General features: G+C 36.6%; 16 protein-coding genes. 8 read left to right on the top strand and 8 right to left on the bottom strand.

Translation table 11 applies throughout. From position 1 onward, the window contains the following. Positions 1-23: 23 nt before the first annotated feature. The 3 genes from I2490_RS12255 to I2490_RS12245 are packed head-to-tail and all read right to left on the bottom strand — an operon-like array spanning position 24 to position 3,320. Positions 24-1,199 carry an ABC transporter permease gene (locus I2490_RS12255; RefSeq protein ID WP_206460045.1) on the bottom strand — a complete coding sequence of 392 codons (1,176 nt, stop codon included), beginning with the start codon at positions 1,197-1,199 and terminating at the stop codon, positions 24-26. Next, the gene (locus I2490_RS12250) at positions 1,180-2,319 is read right to left on the bottom strand and encodes an ABC transporter permease (protein ID WP_206460044.1); all 1,140 of its coding nucleotides are present in this window, start codon (positions 2,317-2,319) and stop codon (positions 1,180-1,182) included. Before I2490_RS12250 ends, I2490_RS12255 begins: the two co-directional genes overlap by 20 nt. Continuing rightward, positions 2,316-3,320: an HlyD family secretion protein gene (locus tag I2490_RS12245; protein WP_206460043.1), complete on the bottom strand. Its 1,005-nt coding sequence runs from the start codon at positions 3,318-3,320 to the stop codon at positions 2,316-2,318. The genes I2490_RS12250 and I2490_RS12245 overlap by 4 nt, the downstream gene beginning before the upstream one ends. Positions 3,321-3,534: 214 nt before the next feature. Between I2490_RS12245 and I2490_RS12240 the strand changes: the two genes are divergently transcribed. Further along, a complete protein-coding gene (locus tag I2490_RS12240) occupies positions 3,535-4,107 on the top strand; it encodes a TetR/AcrR family transcriptional regulator C-terminal domain-containing protein (protein WP_206460042.1) in 573 nt (190 codons plus the stop codon). Between the two features lie 3 nt (positions 4,108-4,110). Here the strand turns inward: I2490_RS12240 and I2490_RS12235 are convergent, their stop codons facing one another. The 4 genes from I2490_RS12235 to I2490_RS12220 form a co-directional block, all read right to left on the bottom strand. Beyond that, positions 4,111-4,413: a hypothetical protein gene (locus I2490_RS12235; protein ID WP_206460041.1), complete on the bottom strand. Its 303-nt coding sequence runs from the start codon at positions 4,411-4,413 to the stop codon at positions 4,111-4,113. Between the two features lie 120 nt (positions 4,414-4,533). Continuing rightward, positions 4,534-5,742: an anti-sigma-I factor RsgI family protein gene (locus I2490_RS12230; protein ID WP_206460040.1), complete on the bottom strand. Its 1,209-nt coding sequence runs from the start codon at positions 5,740-5,742 to the stop codon at positions 4,534-4,536. Continuing rightward, positions 5,739-6,458: an RNA polymerase sigma-I factor gene (gene sigI, locus I2490_RS12225; protein WP_206460039.1), complete on the bottom strand. Its 720-nt coding sequence runs from the start codon at positions 6,456-6,458 to the stop codon at positions 5,739-5,741. Before sigI ends, I2490_RS12230 begins: the two co-directional genes overlap by 4 nt. Beyond that, positions 6,458-7,969 carry a DUF1846 domain-containing protein gene (locus tag I2490_RS12220; RefSeq protein WP_206460038.1) on the bottom strand — a complete coding sequence of 504 codons (1,512 nt, stop codon included), beginning with the start codon at positions 7,967-7,969 and terminating at the stop codon, positions 6,458-6,460. The genes sigI and I2490_RS12220 overlap by 1 nt, the downstream gene beginning before the upstream one ends. Before the next feature lie 347 nt (positions 7,970-8,316). On the opposite strand from I2490_RS12220, the gene I2490_RS12215 reads away from it, so the two are divergent. The 7 genes from I2490_RS12215 to I2490_RS12185 all read left to right on the top strand — a co-directional run bounded on the left by I2490_RS12215 (position 8,317) and on the right by I2490_RS12185 (position 18,325). Then, positions 8,317-8,595: a hypothetical protein gene (locus I2490_RS12215; RefSeq protein WP_206460037.1), complete on the top strand. Its 279-nt coding sequence runs from the start codon at positions 8,317-8,319 to the stop codon at positions 8,593-8,595. Between the two features lie 225 nt (positions 8,596-8,820). Next, positions 8,821-11,181: an S-layer homology domain-containing protein gene (locus I2490_RS12210; RefSeq protein WP_206460036.1), complete on the top strand. Its 2,361-nt coding sequence runs from the start codon at positions 8,821-8,823 to the stop codon at positions 11,179-11,181. Between the two features lie 362 nt (positions 11,182-11,543). Continuing rightward, positions 11,544-14,132, top strand: a complete 2,589-nt coding sequence (locus I2490_RS12205; RefSeq protein WP_206460035.1) for an S-layer homology domain-containing protein — start codon at positions 11,544-11,546, stop codon at positions 14,130-14,132. Positions 14,133-14,355: 223 nt separating this feature from the next. Next, positions 14,356-15,591: an S-layer homology domain-containing protein gene (locus I2490_RS12200; protein ID WP_206460034.1), complete on the top strand. Its 1,236-nt coding sequence runs from the start codon at positions 14,356-14,358 to the stop codon at positions 15,589-15,591. 40 nt (positions 15,592-15,631) lie between these two features. Next, positions 15,632-16,837: a TolC family protein gene (locus I2490_RS12195; protein WP_206460033.1), complete on the top strand. Its 1,206-nt coding sequence runs from the start codon at positions 15,632-15,634 to the stop codon at positions 16,835-16,837. Between the two features lie 28 nt (positions 16,838-16,865). Then, on the top strand, positions 16,866-17,522 hold the full coding sequence (locus I2490_RS12190) for a sugar transferase (RefSeq protein WP_206460032.1): 657 nt from the start codon (positions 16,866-16,868) through the stop codon (positions 17,520-17,522). Continuing rightward, the gene (locus tag I2490_RS12185; RefSeq protein ID WP_206460031.1) at positions 17,519-18,325 is read left to right on the top strand and encodes an NAD-dependent epimerase/dehydratase family protein; all 807 of its coding nucleotides are present in this window, start codon (positions 17,519-17,521) and stop codon (positions 18,323-18,325) included. Before I2490_RS12190 ends, I2490_RS12185 begins: the two co-directional genes overlap by 4 nt. A 70-nt stretch (positions 18,326-18,395) precedes the next feature. Here I2490_RS12185 and I2490_RS12180 read toward each other — a convergent pair whose 3' ends face one another. Beyond that, positions 18,396-20,360, bottom strand: coding sequence for an O-antigen ligase family protein (locus I2490_RS12180; RefSeq protein ID WP_206460030.1), 1,965 nt, complete (start codon positions 20,358-20,360; stop codon positions 18,396-18,398). Between the last annotated feature and the right edge of the window lie 66 nt (positions 20,361-20,426).

The raw sequence follows: 20,426 nt of genomic DNA, 5'->3' as shown, positions 1-20,426 counted from the left end.
GTCGGAAAAACTTATTTACTATCTTAAAGCTGATTTTTGCAAATGTCAAGATTATCTGATTTGGTTTTTCGCATCAAACGAATTCTGTAACGGAAAAGTAAAATAGATAATGTTAACCAAACCGCTGCAAACATAGCACTTCCAATTAAATATGGGAGAATGTCGGAAAAGCTGGCATTTTTCATACACAGTCCCCGAAGTGGATTTACAAAATAGTAAAGCGGCCAAATTGATTTAATAATCGAAGCAAAATGTGGTGCCATCATAAACTCCGGCCAGATGTATCCGGATGTCAGGAACGTTGGTACGGACAAAAACATACAAAATTGTGCGCAGTGTGCTTCATCATCAAAAAAGGAGGTAATTAGAATTCCCATTGCTGTTACATCAATTAAAAACAGAACGACCAATACAAAGAGGGAAAGTGTATCTCCTCGAAGCGGATAACCATATACCTTATTCGCAAATAAAAGACAGAGGAAAAAGGATACTGTGCTAAGACAGAGTAATCGTAAGATTGATTGAAGCAGCGGTGTATTTGGAAATCCGATTGATGATTGATATGGATTCTGTGCAAGTTCGTTTTTTGACTCCAATAATCGTGAACTGAGGACACTTAGGTAAGTTTGTTGAATTAAAATACCTAGTATCCCTGCAAATACGTACAGGAAATACCCCATTTGAGGATCGTAGAGCATACGGCTGGTAAAGGATAGGGCTGTCAAATATTGTTCTGCGTTATATGGAACAATGCTGCCTCCCTCCAATATACTCATTTGCACGCCAACGCCAAGGGTGTTGATAATCGTTGTCGTATAGGCATGAAGATTGTTTCCGATGACAAGATTGGTTCCATCCATTAAAACGAGCAAGTCTGGCGATTGTTTCGCTTTGATGTCTTCATCGAAATGGTCAGGAATCACAAGCCCCCCATAAATCTGATTGGATAAGATGAGGTCCTTTAGTTCATCTTGAGTGCTCACAGTTCCAATAACATCCATTCCTTTATGCTCAGAGAATTGATCAATTATCATTCGAGAGGATGGGGATTCATCCAAATCTAAAATTGCAAACGGAATACGCTCTACATAAGTGTTGCTGTAAACATAGCCAAATAATAAGGTAAAGAAAATCGGAAGAAACAGGACTACCAATATATCTTTAACCTTAATGAATGTATTATGAAAGTTGGTAATCATAGTATTTTCTCTCCACTAGTACGATACAAGCCATAAATAAAAGTTCCACCGCAATGATCGTACCCAAAGCGGTTAGGTGAGGTATAAAGTAAGACAGACCGATATTTTTCATACAAAGGCTGCGAATTCCGTCACCATAATAAGTCAATGGCCATAAAATACTAAGCTTTTGTAATGGTTCCGGCATAGCCATAACAGGGAATGTATATCCACTCAAAATACTTGTCGGTAAAATTAATACGCAGGTAAGCTGGGTTGCGAAGACCCGATCTGGGACGATACGTCCCATGATAAAACCAAATGCAGTCATAGCAATGGCAAAAAAACAAGTCATCAGCGCACCTGCCAGTAGACTTCCCCGATAAGGAAGATTGAAAAACAGATATTGTATTCCTAAACAAATGGTCATACTTCCTGCACCGGCGAGACCCCAACCGATAATTTTACTTATGGATTTTGAAAATCCACAACGTTCTTCTTTGGATCTGGATAAGCCAATGATACCAAATCCAACCTGCATCAATGCGGCAAGCATACCGGGCAACAAGAAGTTCCGATAATTTTTTGTTGGATTAAAGAGTACGCGGTAGGTGGCTCCAATCGGCTGAATTTGCTTCATCGATTCGGATTCGACCACAGACAATTTTCCTTGGTAAATATTTTTCATATAACCAGCTTTTACGGTTAATAGAATTTCAGATAGAGCCGATTTTGCAGCACTGGCTACCGTCATTTGCGCACCATCATAAAGAACCTCAAGTTTAGGACCTTTTCCGCTCAGAAGATCCTTATTAAACTGTTCAGGAATGATCAAAGCGGCCATTACTTCTCCGGAATCCAAAGCATCCTTAACTTGTTCATTGCTGGAAGCATACTCTTTAATCGTTAAAATTTCACTGTCTGCAATATAGTCGGAAAGGGTGCGGCTGAATTCAGAATGATCGTAATCAGCAATCATAATCGGAACGGATTCAATTCGGTTGTAACCCATTTCATAGCCGAAGGCAATTCCGGTAATCGTTGGTATGATAATAAAGATCAATAAATTCATAATGGCTTTTGTATGACGCAGCTTAAATTGATAAAGTCGCTCGGCAACTGTATGAAACAAAGAAATCATTGTTCGTTACCGGCTTTCTTTGAAAAATCTACTACGGCAGTCATACCGGAAAACACATCGACATCCAAGTTTTCTAAAGTAACTGTGACACGGTAAGATAGGACATCAAACTCACCATTGTTATTGGTTGCTCTCTTTGTAGCAAAGTCAGGCTGCTGGCTGATTTTCGTTACAACACCGGCAAATTCTTTTCCGGAATAGGCGGCTAATGTTACCGGAACCTTTTGGTTTAAAGAAACATTAGATAGTAAATTTTCTTCTACACTAACCTCAACCCAAGGGGTTTTATTACTGGATAAGGTTGCGAGTGCCATACCAGTGGAAACAAGTTCACCTGCTTCTACGTTGATGCCTGTAACAATACCATCTTCAGGTGCTTTGATGGTACAATCTTCTAAATATGAATTTACTTCAGCCAAAGCGCCTTCCGCTTGTGCTACCAGAGCATTTGCTGCAGATACATCTTCAGAGCGTGCGCCTTCTAAGGCCATGTTGTAGGTTTGCTGGGCTGCCGTATATTTTGCATAGGTTTCGTCATAAGTATTTGCAGATACAGCCCCTTCTTCGTATAAAGATTTCACACGGTCATAAGTTTTTTGTGCATAATCAAAAGCAGCCTTTGCTTGAGCGACTTCTTGATTTCTTGCACCATTTGCTGCTTTTTCTGCCGTTGCTTTTGCAGCAGCAACCGCACCTTCTGCCTGTAGTTTTTTTGCTTCAAGAGCAGAGCTGTCGATACGCAGAATCGGATCGCCTTTTTTGACTGAATCACCCTCCGAGGCAACCACTTCTTCAATGTTACCCGCTATTTTTGAGTTCAAAGTGATTTCTTCAAGTTTAATACTCCCTTGTATTTGAAGCGCAGCGGTTTTTTCCTTTGCTTTCGTTACGGAAGTAATTGTAAAAAATGCAGCAACTACGAGAGCAACGACACCAACCAATGCGATGGTTTGAAGTGTTTTTTTCTTATTTGCTTTTGTTGTGTTTGAACAAGTGTCCATATTAATTTCTCCTTTTATGTATATATTTTTTATTATATAAACTTTTTAATTTTTAACTTAAATCGGTTATCTTTTCTATATTATCCTACGAAATTTAAGTGCTTTTTAAAATAGATAATCCATACGTGTTGTATAAAATTTAGACATTTTTTGAAATTTGTCTAAGGAAGTGATATAATACCAATAAGGTAATTACAACAACAGGGAGGGTATCATGGCATATTCAGTTACCAGCGATCGAACAAAAAAAGCACTTGCAGAATCTTTAAAGAAGATAATGAAACAGAAGCCATTGAATAAAATCAGCATTCGTGAGATTGTCGAAGACTGTGGTTTAAATCGACAAACCTTCTATTATCACTTTAAAGACATCTATGATTTAGTGGAATGGATGTTTGAGCAGGAAGCGATACGCTTGCTGAGGGAAAACATGACCTTCTTAACCTGGGAGGACAGCTGTCTGTATTTATTAAAATACATTGAGAAAAATTGGGAAGTTTGTACGTGTACGTTAAATTCGTTAGGGCGTTCTCATTTGGAGTCCTTCTTTTATAAAGATCTTCACAGTATTATTCGCAGCGTGATCGAAGAGGGCGCGTCAGATTTGATCTTACAGGAAAAGTATAAGGATTTTTTGGCACATTTTTATACCGTTTCCTTTGCTGCTATATTAATTAGCTGGTTGAAGGGTGAAATTAAGTTAAGTGCCGAAGAGCTCATTGAAATGGTTTCTATTACAATCAGCAATAACATCCGCGGTGCGACGGAACGCTTTTCTAAAGTGTAAGATTTAATCCAATGAGCAGCGAATACCGGTAAAAGGGAATTGCTTAAAAGCGATGGTTAAAAATCCAACAAGAGCATCTCCTTCAAGAAATCCGGTGACGTTAATCATTTTTTTTCCTAATAGGGTATGCATTTCCGCTGTAAATGAAAATTGATTGTTTTGAATATGACCGTTTTCAAATACATTGTGAGAGGCAAGTACGTCAAAGCTACCTGATAAGCTTGAATCACTCTGCAAAAGTGTTAATGTACCATGCCTTGGTCCCAAAGGGCTTCGGAGCGTAATCGTATACGTGCCATTTATCATATCATACTGTATCCTTTCTGTTTGATTGCAAACATAGTATAATAAAAAAACACCCCCCTCAAAATAGATAATTTGAGGGGGGTGTATAAAATTTATACAAAAATATTATTTTGTATAGGATTAATTTGATTTGCTCTTAGATTTGTTTGAACCAGAAGATTTTGAGGAACTGTTATTTCCATTTTCATTCTTTGTATCATTCGCTTTATCTTGCTGTCCGTCAAGCTCATTTTCAATGGATTCTTCTTCGGTTACTGCTGTTTTTTCCGGTTTGTTATTGGATTGATTTTTAGAATCCTCGATCTTTTGTTCAACTTTTTCTTGTGTTTTTTGCTGAACTTTTTCTTGTGTTTTTTGCTGAACTTTTTCTTCAAGTTTTTGCTCAACTTGTTTCTGTGCTTTTTCTTCTGCCTTTTGTTCAGTCTTATTTTGTGTTTTCTGTTCTATTTTTTGTTCTGTCTTTGTTTGTGTTTGTTGCTGAACTTTTAAAGTAGTTGTTAAGCTTTCAACGGCTGCTTTTGCATTGGTTTCTGTTGCTTCGTTTTCAGAATCTTCCTGCTGGGTATCTTCGTCATCGCCACCCTTTATTTGTGCAGCTTTACGATTTTCTTTGATTCCCTTCATGATTTCCTTAACAGGTTTATTGAGCCAGTCTTCCATTTTTACTTCATCTGGATTTTCTGAACTAGCTTGCAATTTTTCTACAAGATTTAATTTTCCAGGAGTAACACCCAATTCGCGTGCTTTTTGTACACGTTCTAGTCCTACGCTGATTGTTTCAACAACAACTTCTACCTCTTCATTATCAGTAGCTTCTTCCGCAGTCTCCTGTAAGCTTTCTGCTAATTCATCGGATTTTTCAGTGTCTTCTCCAGAGGTGGCAATGACAATTCCACCTTCTTCGGTACCATCAAAGTATCCGTTTTCTGCAATTTCTTCTATGGTTTGTTCAATGGCTTCTTCAATCGTTTGGTTTTCTATATTTGTAAGCCCAATTTCTTCCAAAATATCCTGTCCGTCGTCATTCACAGCTTCTACATCGAGTACACGATCAAAGCGGTTTAGAGTGTATTCAATGGAAGGATTGACGTCAAGACTGACGTAGGAATAAGGAGAATAATACGCATAGGCGCTGGCACCGCTAATGGTAAAGACTGCAAACACAGCAGCTACCCATGGAATCATCTTGTGTTTCGCTTTTAATTTTGTTTCTTTCATCGTAATCACCTGTCCAATCGCATAATTATTATTTTTTACCTTAATAATGCGACCATCATCAGATAAGACTGCGGCAAATGTATCTTTTATTTCTGTTACTACTGCTTTCATTTGTCTATCTCCTCTCTGATAAATCGCATATAATCTGCTAGGCCGGGATACTCTCCGGATAGTATCTCGACTGCTGCTATTATATACTTTCGGTGACGCTCTAATATTTTTCGGGGTACCTTTGCATTTTTTTCAATTATTTTTATAGGAAGTAGTTTAGATTTACGTAAATTATGTAACAAAAGTTCATTTTTTAATACATAACAGACAGCTTTTGCACAAGCTTTTTTTGTTTTTTCTGCTTTTGGAGAGCAATCCGTAAGATCAAAAAAGGTAAATCCATAGGAAGAAAAGATTTCACTTACCGTTTCGATTTCTAGTTTTAAGTCAATCTGATCTGATTTGATGGTTTTTTTTGTAACTTCTATATGTAGTGCCAGTGAACTGGCATTTTCACTCGGATCAGAATGAAAGAGTGTCGGTTCAATTGGAATTTCGGATTTATAACGTATCTCGCTGCGTAGAAAATCGACCATGCGACGTCGGATGACAAGCTCAGCAAAAGAAAGAAATGCACCTTTTTCCACATTATAATCATGCACTGCCTGCGAAAACGCAAGCAGTGCAATGGACCATTCATCATCATTCTTTGTAATATATCTATGGGTGGTAGAAGAAGCACACCTTAAAATAAAAGATTCATATCTTTTAATAAGCTCTTCCATCTTAAGGTTATCGACAGCTGCTTCGCGCACAAGTGATTTTAAATCGTTCATTAGCTCAAATATAAATTGTTTGTAGAATATTCTGCTTCGCTTGTGGCATCAATACCCAAATCTCTGAAAATTTGGTCGTCTACATCACTTAGAATGGCAGTGCAGTGCGCTTTGCAGCCAATCAGCAATGGAAGCTTCTCCACAGCGGCTTTTGCAGATGGGTTTGTTGTCGCCGAGATAGTCAAGGCACTCAAAACCTCTTCACAGTTAAGCGTTGATTTTTCTTTGTGTAAAATATCCGTTTTTAAATATTGGATGGTTTGCAGTACTTCCGGAGAAATGAGCAGCATATCATCCGGAAATCCGGAAAGATCCTTGATGGCATTTAAGATCAATGCAGCACCTGCAACCATTCTTCTGGAGCTTCTTCCGGTTATAATTTTTCCATCCGGAAGTTCTATTGCCATTACAATGACATTTTCGTATTTTTGATCTTGATTACGCTTATATTCTGCATAATCTTTTGCTGGTTTTACGACGATACGGTCTTCTACTTTTAAGTTTAATTCGTCCATTAAAAGCTTGGAACGAAGAAGCGCATCTTCATCAATAATTCCTTTTTTATAGTCGCATTGGCAAAGCAAGTAGCGACGGATGATTTCCTGGCAAGAGGCTTCCCTTACTGTTCCATCATCTGTAATGCAAAAACCGACGCGATTTACACCCATATCTGTTGGTGATTTGTATTCGGATGGTTCGTTTGTAATTTTTTCAATGATTCTTTTTACAACCGGAAAGACCTCTAAGTCTCGGTTGTAGTTTACTGCCATTTGATTGTATGCTTCCAAATGGAACGAGTCGATCATATTCACATCGCGCAGATCGACAGTGGCAGCTTCATATGCAATATTTACAGGATGCTTCAGCGGAATGTTCCAAATTGGGAAGGTTTCAAATTTTGCATAGCGAACCTTTCGTCCTCTTTTATGTTCATGATAAAGCTGGTTTAAGCAAGTTGCCAGTTTTCCGCTTCCTGGACCCGGGCCGTTTACCACGACAATCGGTTTCGTTACTTCAATATATGGATTTGCTCCATAACCTTCATCACTTACAATGGTTTCCACATCGGTTGGATAACCTTTTGTATAGCCATGTTTGTACGTTTTGATACCACGGCGTTTTAATTTATTAATGAACATATTGACAGCAGGCTCGTCCTGATATCGAGTCACGACAACGCTGTTGATGCTCAGATGGTACTTTCGGAATGTATCGATTAGGCGCAGAACCTCTAAATCATAAGTGATACCAAAGTCTTGACGTGTTTTATTGGTGGTGATATCACCGGCATAAACACAAATAATAACTTCTGCGTGCTCCTTCATTCTCTGCAAAAGCTTAATCTTTGCATTTTCGTCAAAACCTGGTAAAACACGCATAGCGTGCTTATCATGAACCAACTTACCGCCAAATTCAAGATAGAGTCGTTCACCTTCGTTAGAGTTGATTCGTTCTAAGATATACTTTGCTTGTTCTTCAATGTACTTGTCTGCATCAAAACCGATTTTCATATTTTCCCCCATTCCGTACACAATGAAATAAATTGTTTTAAGTTTATTACATAAAACAATTTTAGTGTTGTTTCCAATATTTCTCTTTTTTTTGGACGGTATGCCCAAACAATATTGAAATTATAGCAGAAAAATATAGGTGTATCAACAAAAAGCAAGTTTCTTCAAAAAGAAAAAATAATCACAAAATATAATTTTTTTTTAATGCGTATTGATGTGGAATAGGGTATAATAGAAAAACAAAGTGAAAAATAACTTTGTATTAATTTTGTTTCAAATTATTATAATCGTTTCGCACCTGCAAAAGGCTATTAAATTGGGAGATCATGGAAAATGGAGGTGGCGTAATGTATGGAAAATATAGTTTAGTGAAAGTGATGGAAAAACGCAGTAAGTCAAGATCCATATCTCCGGAAAGAATGGATGTGTGCGTAATTGGATCGAGAGATGTTATATTTATCGACCCGTTTCTATCGTTTCAAGATATCGTAGCGTTTATGAATGAGCACAGCGATAGCATCTATATGATTCAGGATGAGAAAAAGAATGTATTAGAGCTAAAGGAGTTTGAGCGTTTGTGTCAAATTATTGAACAACGTTCGGTAATGCATTCTATGAAAAATTAAGCAACAAACCACACTTGTCTGCATTTGATGGGTGTGGTTTTTGTATGTATAAACGGTTAAATCTATAGATACGCTGGACACTGCTTTGACGAGAGGGTTATAATAGCTTTATGAGAAGGTTGTTTTAATAAAGCAATCTTAATTTATATCATGTGTATAAATAGATATATAAATGTAGCTTTTTGAAAAAATGATGATGAATGTAGTAAGGGGGAAATAAAAATCATGAATTTAAAGAAGATCACATCGGTTTTGCTTTCGGTAACATTGTTTTTTGGGATAAGTAGTGTTGCAGCAACTGCAGAGGGTACCACCCCTGCTGGGAATGTAACAAAAAACATGGTTTTTTCCGATATTTCCAATCATTGGGCAAAGGGTACCATTGAAGAAGCGGTACGACTTAATATTGCAGGAGGGTATCCGGACGGTACGTTTTTACCGGACAACCTAATTAAGCGGGAAGAGTTCTATACGCTGATGAGTAAGATATTGACACAAAAGCCGGATATAACAAACACAAAGATAAGCTTTTCCGATGTTGATCCGATTGAATGGTATATTCCAACGGTGAAAACGGCGGTGGAAGGTGGTATGACTAAGGGGTATCCCGATGGTACCTTTGGTATCGGCAGGATGATGACACGTCAGGAAGCGGCACAAGTAGCGTCTACAGTTCTTCCTTCTACCATTACGGAAAGTCATTCGGGTGCAGAAACGGCGAAGGACAAAGCGCTCATCGACCCTTGGGCATACAATGCAGTGGACTTGATGTTTAAAAAAGGGTATATGAAGGGAGATTCCGAAGGTAACTTCCGTCCGACGAATGCCATTACGAGAGCAGAAGCAGTACAGCTTCTTTTGCAGATTAAGAAGAAAGAAAGTGTAATAGTCGGGAAAGGACAAGGTACATCTGAACCGACAACGACACAGCCGGCAATTATAATCAGTGGATGTATGAAAACACATCTACCGCAAACCGCAGATGGTTCCGATACGAATCAGGAAGCACTTGATCGTTTACCGAAAGGCGTTTTTGTTCAAGGCAGCGGAACAGAAAGTGCACCTTATGAAATTGCAACGCAAGAGCAATTGGATCATGTAAGAGAACATAATCAAGAGGGCGTTTATTTTAAGTTGGTTCAAAACATTGAGATAACAACAGATTTTGCGATAGAAGCGCCTCCGGTGGGTGAAGTTTCTGCAGATTGGCGAAATGGAAATTGGAGACCGATTGGTACAAAAGAATCTCCTTTTCTTGGGTGTTTTGATGGCAATCATTATACCATTTCCAGATTAAAGATTGATAGTAACAGTGACAAAGACGGCAGATCAGAGAAAATGAAAGCAGATGCGGCAGGTTTATTTGGATGGACAGGTTCTTCCAGTCGAATTCAAAATATCCGGATTACAGACAGTGAAATAAAAAATAAGGGAGGCATTTATTCAGGAGCCATTGCAGGTTATGCCTTAGGCATAATTTCTGATTGTACCGTGGAAAGTTCTACTTCTATAGTACAAGGAAATAGTGTAGGAGGTGTCGTTGGCTATAGTGGCGGAAACTTAACGGGCTGTACAAACTACGCTAAAGTAGAAAGTACGGGTACATATACTGGAGGTGTTGTTGGTGTATATCACGCGGGGATTCAAAGCTTAAATAAATGCGAACACCGTGGGACGGTAATAGGTAGTCAAAATGTTGGAGGCATTGCCGGTCGCCTTGAAGGGGAAGATATAGCAGTTACGAGCAATGCACTGAAAGATTCAAACAATTATGGTACCGTTGAAGGAGAAAAAGGTAATGCAGGGGGGATTGTTGGTTTAGTTGAGAGCAGTAATGCAAGTGTAACATTATATAATTGTACCAATAAGGGGAATATAACGTCTAATGGAGTTACAGGTGGTATTGCAGGCTATACAAAAGGAAATCGAGCAGTTCTAAATAAATGTGCGAATTTTAATAAAGTCTATGGAGCAAATGCAGGCGGAATTGTCGGAAATAACGAAGGGATAATACAACTTTGCTGGAATGAGGGTGAAGTTAATGGCATAAATTCTATTGGAGGAATTATTGGATTTCAACAAGAGGAAAAATCGAAAGTTGTAAAGTGCTATAATGAGGGTCGCATAGGGAAAGAAAGTGATGCTAGCAATACAGGCGGAATTGCAGGACAATCTTCTACACTTATTAGTAATAGCTATAACACAGGTAAAATTCATGGTGAAAATGCGATTGGAGGTATTATAGGAAAAAATATTGGTCGTATTCTAAATACATATAATGCGGGAGAAATTACAGAAACCGGGCAAAGCGGAAGTCTTGCAGGAAGAAATTTAGGTTCACTGAATTATTGTTTTTGGCTTAAGGATACGGCAAATAAAAATATAGGCATCAATCAAAATACATCTGGTTTATCTCAAGTATATCAAATTAGCGAAGAACAGCTTTCTGGTAAAGATACGTTGCGTACAAGCAAAGGGGATGAACTGATTCTGGAAATTATGAATGCATTAAATGGAAATGAGGAAAAGGCAGTTTGGGAGTATGATGGAAGCATAAACTATCCTCAATTAACAGAAATGACATGATTTTATTTGTTTACGACCCAAAAGCATAACCATTTTGTAATATCGTTGTAATGGACATTTTCATTGTAATGGATATAATAATAATTACAACAGATTTCCATTGAAACTTAATGAAAATCAACGATTTTTGGGTGAATATGAAGTTAGATTATTTTATTACAGTAATATTACAATTCCCCCATTTTGTTGACGGCAATAAGTGGATAAGGGTATAATTCACTGTGATAGAATATGCAATGGGTTATCCATATGCGTTTCTATAAATAATGTCAAATTATCTTCAGAAGGGGAGGATGATTTGCGCAAAAAGTAAACATATGAGTCCCCTTCGGAAGAAAATGCCTTAAAGGAGGAATTTTAACATGAAGAAAGTACTTTCATTAGTATTAGTTCTTACACTAGTACTTGGAAGCTTCGGATTCGCGTTTGCTACAACGCCAAAAACAACATTAAATGTTGCTTCTGACGTTGAAGGCACCGTTTACGAAGATGCTGTAACAGTATTAACTGCTTTAAAAGTAGTTAGCGGTTACGAAGACGGCACTTATAAGCCTGCTAATATCGTAACTAGAGCTGAAATGGCTAAGTTAATCATTGCTGAATTAGGATTGGAAGCAAATGCAACTGGTTCTAAGAGCACATTCAAAGATATGGCTGGCTACGGATGGGCTGAAGGCTTTGTAGGATATGCTCAGAGCTTAGGTATCATCAACGGTTACGGAGATGGAACTTTCAAGCCTGGAAAGACTGTATCTTATGATGAAGCTATTACTATGATGGTAGCAGCATTAGGTTACACTAAAGCTTGTAAAGAAATGAATGGAAGCTGGCCTGCAATTTATGTGCAGAAGGCTAGAGTATTAGGACTTACTGATGATGTAAAAGCTGGCGGTGCAGTTGGTGCAAACAGAGGTGATATCGCTATCATGCTTTACAACATGCTAACTGCAGATATGGGTTATGCAGATTCTGATGGTGTATTCCAAAACAAAAAAGACAAAGATGGCAAAGATATCAAAGTTGCTACTAACTTAGATGTAGAGGAAGCTGAAGATTATAAAATCATTGATCAGGCTGACGCTGAAGATGCATTAGTAAACATCAGAGAATACATCGGTGCATATGCTAAGGTATTCACTGTAACTAAGGGTGACGATGAAGATTGCATTATTGCAATTTCTGACGTTAAATCTAAGTTCATCACTGGTACTTGGGATGGCACTGATATTTTAGAAGCTGCTGATGGTACAGAATACAAATTAGCTAATTCTAAGATGGCTGATGATGGTGATAAGAATGTTGACGATAATTACACAGAATTTGAAAACGGCGTTGATAAGACAATCAACTTTATGACTGCTGACAAAATTTATTCTGCTGTAGAAGATCGTTACTATACATTGGCTGTAGATCTTTCTGGCAAAACTGTAGACACTGTTTACTCTGCTTCTCAGTGGATTGCAAGTGCTGAAGCTCAGATTGATGAAGACGATATCAAAACAATCAAAGACAATCAGAAATTATTAGGAAAAGAATTTACATTAGATGGAAATGATGAAATCGATTTAAATTCTTTCGAATTAGTAGGCGTTAATTCTTTAGGCGATATTAAAGAAGACAACATCATTTATGTATACGTAGGTGGTGCTGACAACGAAATTACTAAGGTTGCTGTAGGTGCTGAAACAGTATCTGGCGAAGTTACTAAGAGAAATTCTGATGGTGACGAACTTACTATTGATGGAAAGAAATATGCAATGTCTAGCGTTAAATTAGCTGACAATGGTGTTGCTGGTGAATTAACTGCTAACGAGATCGATACAGAAGATGAAGTAAAATTATTCTTAGACGCTTTTGGCTTCGCTTATGATTATGAATCTATTTCCGGTAAAGCGGACAACTTTGCTGTCGCTTTAGAAGTTGGAGATGGTTCTACCAGCATCGGCGCTGACAAAGAAATTAAATTGTTCTTAAACGATGGTACTGATAAAGTATTCACTGTTGATAGCGATGCAATGGAAGATGCAGTTACTGGTTTAGTTGATGCGGATGATACTTGGAATGATGATTTCCTTGCTAAAAATAAAGCTGGAATGATTGTTAAGTATGGTGTTGACAAGAATGGTGTAGTTGATACATTTGAAGATGTAGCTGCTGGAGATTATGACTTTGTAGCTGCTGGTGCAACTGCTCACAAAGTAACTGAAAAGGGATACTTCGACGGTTATGTTATCAAGTCTAATGCTGTAATTTATGCTGCAGACTTCGCATACAATATTGCTCAGAATTCTGCTGACAGAAGAGATGAAGATAACTACAGTGTAACAACATTAGAAAAAGTATTGGATTCCGACGATGTACACGCTGACTATGTATTAGATGATGGCAAGATCGTTGCTATGTTAATCTATGATTACAGCATCAGCGATGATGTATACGGTGTTGTAACTGACAAGGCAAAGAATAAGTCTGATGCTGGTTATGAAATCGAATTCTACATTGATGGAAAGACTGTAACTTACAACGCAAAGAGCACTCCTTATGGTGATGTTAGTACAGCTGCTGATGCAGTTGCTGGCCAGAAACTTTGGAAGTTAACATTTGATTCCAATGGAGCTGTTAAGAGTGTTACAGATGCTATAGGTGATGGAGATACTTATGCTCAGATTAAGATTTCTGTGACATCTGATGCAGCTGTTACTTACAGCGGCAGAGTCGTTACTTTAGCAGATTCTACAAAGGTTACTTCTTCTGATGCTGTTCGTGCTTCATTCTCTACAAATGGAGATAGAATCACCCTTGACAGCAAGGTAGCAATCTATACAGAAGATGATGGCGACTGGACTATCGGAAGCACATCTGACTTAAAGGCTCTTGATGGAAAGACTGCTGTATTCTATGACATCGACGGTGACGAAGATAGAGTTATGGATGTAGTTCTTATCTACTAATCCTAATTAAATCAAAAAGAATAGTCGAAAGACATTTTTTCCAAGAGACAGGTTTAATACCCGTCTCTTGGTTTGTTTTTGTAAGGATTATATTACAAAATCTTTAAGTTTCAAGAAACAATAAAGTTGTTTCTTGAAATTCGTGTTTTTTCGCGATATAATCGCTATGTATAACAAAACATGTATGCTAATACATAATAAAATATTTAAAGGGGGGTACATAATGAAAAAGCACCTAATAATCGTTTTAACAATGTTAATGGTTTTGGGAAATGTAACTATGGTATTTGCAGATGCAGATTTTGCGAATCAGAAAATGAGTGATGTTAAGGGAACAAAATATGAAACGGCTGTAGCCAACTTAATCACTAAAGGTATTATTTCAGGATTTGAAGATGGAACATATCGTCCAGAGGCTACCATTACAAGAGCAGAGGCTTGTGTTGCTGTAACAAAAGTATTGAAACCCACTGAAACACAGTTAAAGGAAGCCGCAGATAGTGGATTTAATGATTTAAAAGGCGGCTATACTTGGGCTAAAGCAAGTATTAATTACGCTGCAGCAAAAGATATTGTAACTGGATACGGAAATGGAAGATTTAAACCAAGTCAGACGGTTTCTTATTCAGAATTAGTTGCAATGCTGATTAATGCGATGGGTTATAAATCTAGCGAATTAGAAGGAAGCTGGCCTAATAATTATTTAAATAAGGCAACTGAGCTCGGTATTTTAAATGCTGTGATTACGGATAATACTAATCTAGACTTTAATGAAGCGGCTACCAGAGGGAATGCTGCATTGATTGTTAATCTAGCAGTAGATAGAATTGTTAAGGATGAAGAGATAAAAGATTCTACTATTACTGACAAAAAAGATAAGGATAGCGATTCTGCAGATCAGGAAAATAGAGTGGAATCCAGCGGGAAATTGGCAAACTACTCCGGACGTGCATATGGAATGATCTTAGATACTGCCAAGGTGGTGAATAAGGACGGAGAGAGTGTATATCAGCTTGAGTTTTTGATTGGTGATGATATTTGTTATTTAAATACTGACACAAAATGTAATATACCCAACCCTATAGATTATGACGGAGTATTATATACTTTAAATGTAGTAAATGGAGTTGTAAAAGACATTGCAACAGACGGAAAAGTATTGAAAGCAAAACATTTTGAAGAGCTGACTTCAGGATGGAGTAAAGTTACAAATCGAAATGGTAGTTTAATTTCTGTTTCAAATGGAGGTAGCGAAGAGGATTTTACTGCAATTAAAGATGCATCATTTTATCTTGCAACGTTTTCTGGTGGACAGATTGATGGGTATGAAAGTGCAAGCTTAAGTGATATTACGAAGGACAGTGTAATACGTGCTTATGATGTTATTGATGATTCATGTGATCTTGCAAATGTAATAATTATTGTCGAAAGTAAGCAAGCATCAAAAATAGGATATTAATCGTTGAATAACGGAAATGGGGTAAAGAGGAGAGGTTTTTATGAATAAGAAAAGTTTAAGTTGGCTGCTGGTAAGCACATTGATTTTGTCTGCTAGTACATTTGCCTTTGCGGAAGAAGTAAAATCACCTAACAATATAGCAGAAACAACCATAGCAGAAACAAAGACAAGTGTAGATTTTACTGGGGTTTCGATAAAATTGTCTTTAAAGGATGCCATTAAACGTATGCAAACACAGGGGATCGATGCTGAGGCTGCGGAATTAAATAAAAAAGCAGATCAAGCAATTGCAGCTGGTTACAGTGAAAGTGCACGCAGGTTATATAAAGAATTACAGAAATCGGATGGGCTGAGTGAAATTATAAGGTCATCGGGCGAATCTGTGATTCAGCAGAAAGTAAGTAAGCTTACAAGAGATTTTGCACAGGCTAATGTAGAAAATAATTACAAAGCAGACATGAATCGAATTGAAAGTGATACCATAAATTTATATTATAATATATTACAGGCACAGGATTCTCTGAAGGCTGCAGAAGATCATTTTAAGACACAAAAAACAATTTTAAATAATGTACAGAAGAAATTTGATTTAGGTGTTGCTGCAAAAATAGATTTACAATCAGCCAAAACTGGGTTAGCCACAGCAGAAACTGGAGTATTAGAAGCAAAGATTGCTTTGGATAATTTAAAGATGGCATTTAATATTCGCTTAGGTTATCCATTAATGCAAAGTATCGCGTTTACGGATCGTTTAGAAACTCTAGAAATGCCTTCTGTTACTTTAGATAAGGCGATTGCAAATGCAAAGGCAAATCGTATGGAAATTAAAAGAGCAAAGCTTGATGTAGAGACAAAGGCTATCTTATTAGATCATTTACAATATACTGTTTCTAAGACATCATCTACCTATTTGAATGAGAAGGTCTCATATATGCGTTATGAGCAAAACTTAAAAAATCAGCCTCTTGAGATTGAAAAAGAAATCCGTAAAAAGTATATGGAGTTACAAGAGGCAAAAGCACAGCTACAAACTGAAAAGGATACTGCAGCGCTTGCAAAAGAAAAATACCGATTAGCGATGATTTCTTATGATGCAGGGCTTAAGACATTAACGGATGTACAAAGTGAAGAAATAAGTAAGTTTGAAGCAGAAATGAATCTTGCAAAGGCGATTGCGAACTATGATTTAGCAGTTTATGCATATCAATATGCACAGGGCGTTGGAACAGAGAGAATTTCTTTATAAGTGAAAAAGAAGAAAAGGTGAAAAGGTTATGAGAGTAGAAAAATATATAGTATTTAAAAATGTTTTTGATTGCATTTTTGCAGGGATATTATTTTTGCTTTTATGGCCTCTTTTTCTTTCTATTGCAATATGGATAAAACTTGATAGCCCTGGGCCAATTTTATTTCGACAGAAAAGAATTGGTAAAAATAATGAAGTGTTTGAGATATTCAAATTTAGATCCATGAGGTTAGATGCCCCCCAAAACATACCTACTCATCTTTTGCATGATGCGGATTCCTTGATTACGAAAAGTGGAAGGTTTTTAAGAAATTCAAGCTTAGATGAATTGCCGCAGCTATATAACATCTTAAAAGGTGAAATGTCTTTTATTGGACCAAGACCTGCACTTTGGAATCAATTCGACTTGATTAAAGGAAGGAAAGAGGTAATGGTGGAACTTTTAAAACCAGGGATTACAGGGTGGGCACAGATTAATGGGCGAGATGAAATCAGTATTACAGAAAAAATTGCATTGGATGAATATTATTTAAAGAATATTAGCCTACTAATGGATATTAAAATATTACTTCTAACAATTTTAAGTGTTATAACCAAGAAAGGAATCCGAGAAGGCACAGTGGATGAAGCAGAGGATGCAGTAGTAGGCCCCCCGATGCAGGAAAAAGAGGAGCGTTGTATATGAAACATGTACTAATTGTTGGGGCTACTAGCTATATTGCAACGGCATTTGAAAAATACATAGATACAAAATTCATAAAAGTAAAAAAGATATCCGTAAAGGATAATCAATGGTATCAAATGGATTTTTCTAATTATAATATTATACTGTTTTGTGCAGCTATTGTACATAAGAATGAATCTCAGTATACAGAAAAAGAGTACATAAAAATAAACTGTGAACTTCCTGTTGCAATAGCTAAGAAAGCAAAAGCGGAAGGGGTTTCACAGTTTGTTTTTTTAAGTACAATGGCAGTTTACGGATTAGAAGGAAAAGTAGGAGAAACGATTTATATTAATAAAAAGACACCACTCCATCCTAAGAGTTATTATGGTAAGAGCAAATATAGAGCAGAAAGTTCTCTTCTGAGAGAACGAACAGATTATTTTACAGTAACAATTGTGCGGCCGCCTATGGTCTATGGGAAAGATTGTCCGGGAAACTATCAGAAGCTGAAACAGTTGGTTCTTAAATATAAGGTTTTTCCTGATATACGTAATCAAAGAAGTATGATTTCAATAGATAATTTATGTAAAGAATTAAAAGAGATAATAAATGAAAGAAAAAGTGGTATTTTTCATCCTCAAGATCCAGAGTATGTATGTACTTTAGACCTAGCTAAGAAAATTGCATTGGAAGCAGGGGTTACTTTGCATGTATCGAAGCTTTTGTCAATAGCTGTTTTATTAAGTACTCCATTTATTCGAACGGTCCATAAGGTTTGGGGTGGATTAGTATATGATCGAGAGATTGATTTAATTTTATAAAAGACTGCCGAATGTAAATGAAAACGGCGGTCTTTTTTATGAAATGAATTTATTTAAGTATATAATTGAGTTATTCTTTATAAAGGATAGTATTAATTGCAATACCGGTCCCTAAGAGCCCATAGAATAACGGCATTACCGATACGGAGCTATCATTTACAAGGGCAGAGGTTAAAAAGCCGCAAACACCAAAGAAAATTCCTGAACCAACAAATGATAAAAAATGTTTTTCAAATTTTAAGCTGAAATACAATCTGGCACTTTGTACTAGATAAATAGCAAATAACGATAATAAAGCTAAAAGGGAAAGAAATCCAGTATTTATAGCGACTCCTAGATAAAAATTATGAGGTTTGTCAACAACGATATTAATGTTTTGACTAAACATAGTATTATATTTTCCTGCATAGTCATTTTGAGGGAAATAAATAGGATAAGTATCAGAACCATGCCCGATAAAGAAAGTGTTTTTTATCATAGGGATTGTTCTAGACCAAATATATCCACGACCGGAACCGAAATTCTGATTATTACTAAATCCGAAAGACGGAGTTTTTGAAAGAGGTGTTAATTTCTTTAATTCATTTTGATATAAAATACCTTTAGAAGTAATTTGGAAGGGCCAAATTCGGTCACTACTATGCAAAACTACATAGAAGGCACTATTTAAATTTGCATAAGATATTTTTGTATATTCATAAAATCGTTCATCGTCAATATAAAATACTCCTTCTTCTCCTTCAACCGGCAAAAGTGGAAGAATGTTTTCCTTACTGTCAATTAAAGCCATACCAGTAAGATTACCTGCTTCATCACTTGTTAGCTGAAATACTAGTGGATTTCCGTTTATACTAATTGATAATTTATTGTAAGAGGTTTCAATATAATCAATGGTCGCTTTTTTAGAGCAAGCTACAGGTGTTTCTGGATTAGCTTGTTGTTTATCAGTGGCATAAGCAATAAAAGATTCTTTTGTATTTGTAGTTATAGATGTAAGATGTGTTACAGTATTATTTAATTCTGGCATCCAACGTTCGTAGGTAATACCGGTAAGCAGAACCGTGATTGCAAGGAGAATTGCCACAGGTATTTTCCATTCTAAGATGCGTTTGTTTAAAATTATGATACCGATAATTCCTAAGGCTGCTAGACCCAAGAGACCCCCAGATGAAGCGGACCCGATCATATTATAGATAAGTAAAGCAAATAAAACTGCCCAGAGTATTTTCTTCCAAAGCACTTCTTCTTTTCCGCAAATCATAGAATGAATAAATAGCATACCAAATAATGGTACCAATAAAGTTAAATAAAAAGAAACATAGTTAATATTATAGATAGTCTGATAAATTTCATTGTTCTTGAATGCAAATTCCATCTGATCCAATGTGTTCCAAAATTCATTAGGAGTAATTAGTATTTTTCCAAAATGGCTTTTAAAAAAGTCATGTCCTAAAGCTTGTGAGATCCCCAAAAAACTTAATAAAAAAGAAATGGAGGTTAGAGGATATAAAATCCATTTTACAGCTCGTTCATCTGAAATTATATTAATAATATAAAACAGCAATACCATATAACCGAGTGTTGGGAGCATGCCTTCAAATCGTTCGTTATAACCTAGGAGGGAAAACTCTTTATAGTCGTTAACGATGAATGAAAGAAGAACAAATGTACTATAAATCCCCATAGGGAGATAGGCAAAGCTTTTCTTAATCAATAAAGTTTTGGTTGTATATTGGTATGCAATTGCAAGCAATGATAGTATACTACATGCTAGGATAGCGATCATTTTATAATAACTGAAGTAATCAACCAACTCCACGTCTGCTGTTCCCGGATACCAAAAAAATTGCCCCATTGGGCGAGTATATAGATGCATTCGGACAATTACAATAATCAAAGCTGTAAAAAAAGAGGCTGGTATAAATAGAAACCAAGGTGTTTTAGTTGTATTTGAGTGAGCCATACTTAGCAAATAATCTTCTTGCCCGGGAATAGACCGAGATAGTCTTTTGTTAGTACTTTTATTTTTTGACATTAGTAAATACTCCTTTTAATTATTGGTTATATGGGCTTAATAAAAGCTTCTTATTCATTTGAAATA

The organism is Anaerovorax sp. IOR16, from assembly GCF_017168145.1.
Classification (GTDB): domain Bacteria; phylum Bacillota; class Clostridia; order Peptostreptococcales; family Anaerovoracaceae; genus IOR16.
This window is presented reverse-complemented; position numbering and strand designations above follow the sequence as displayed.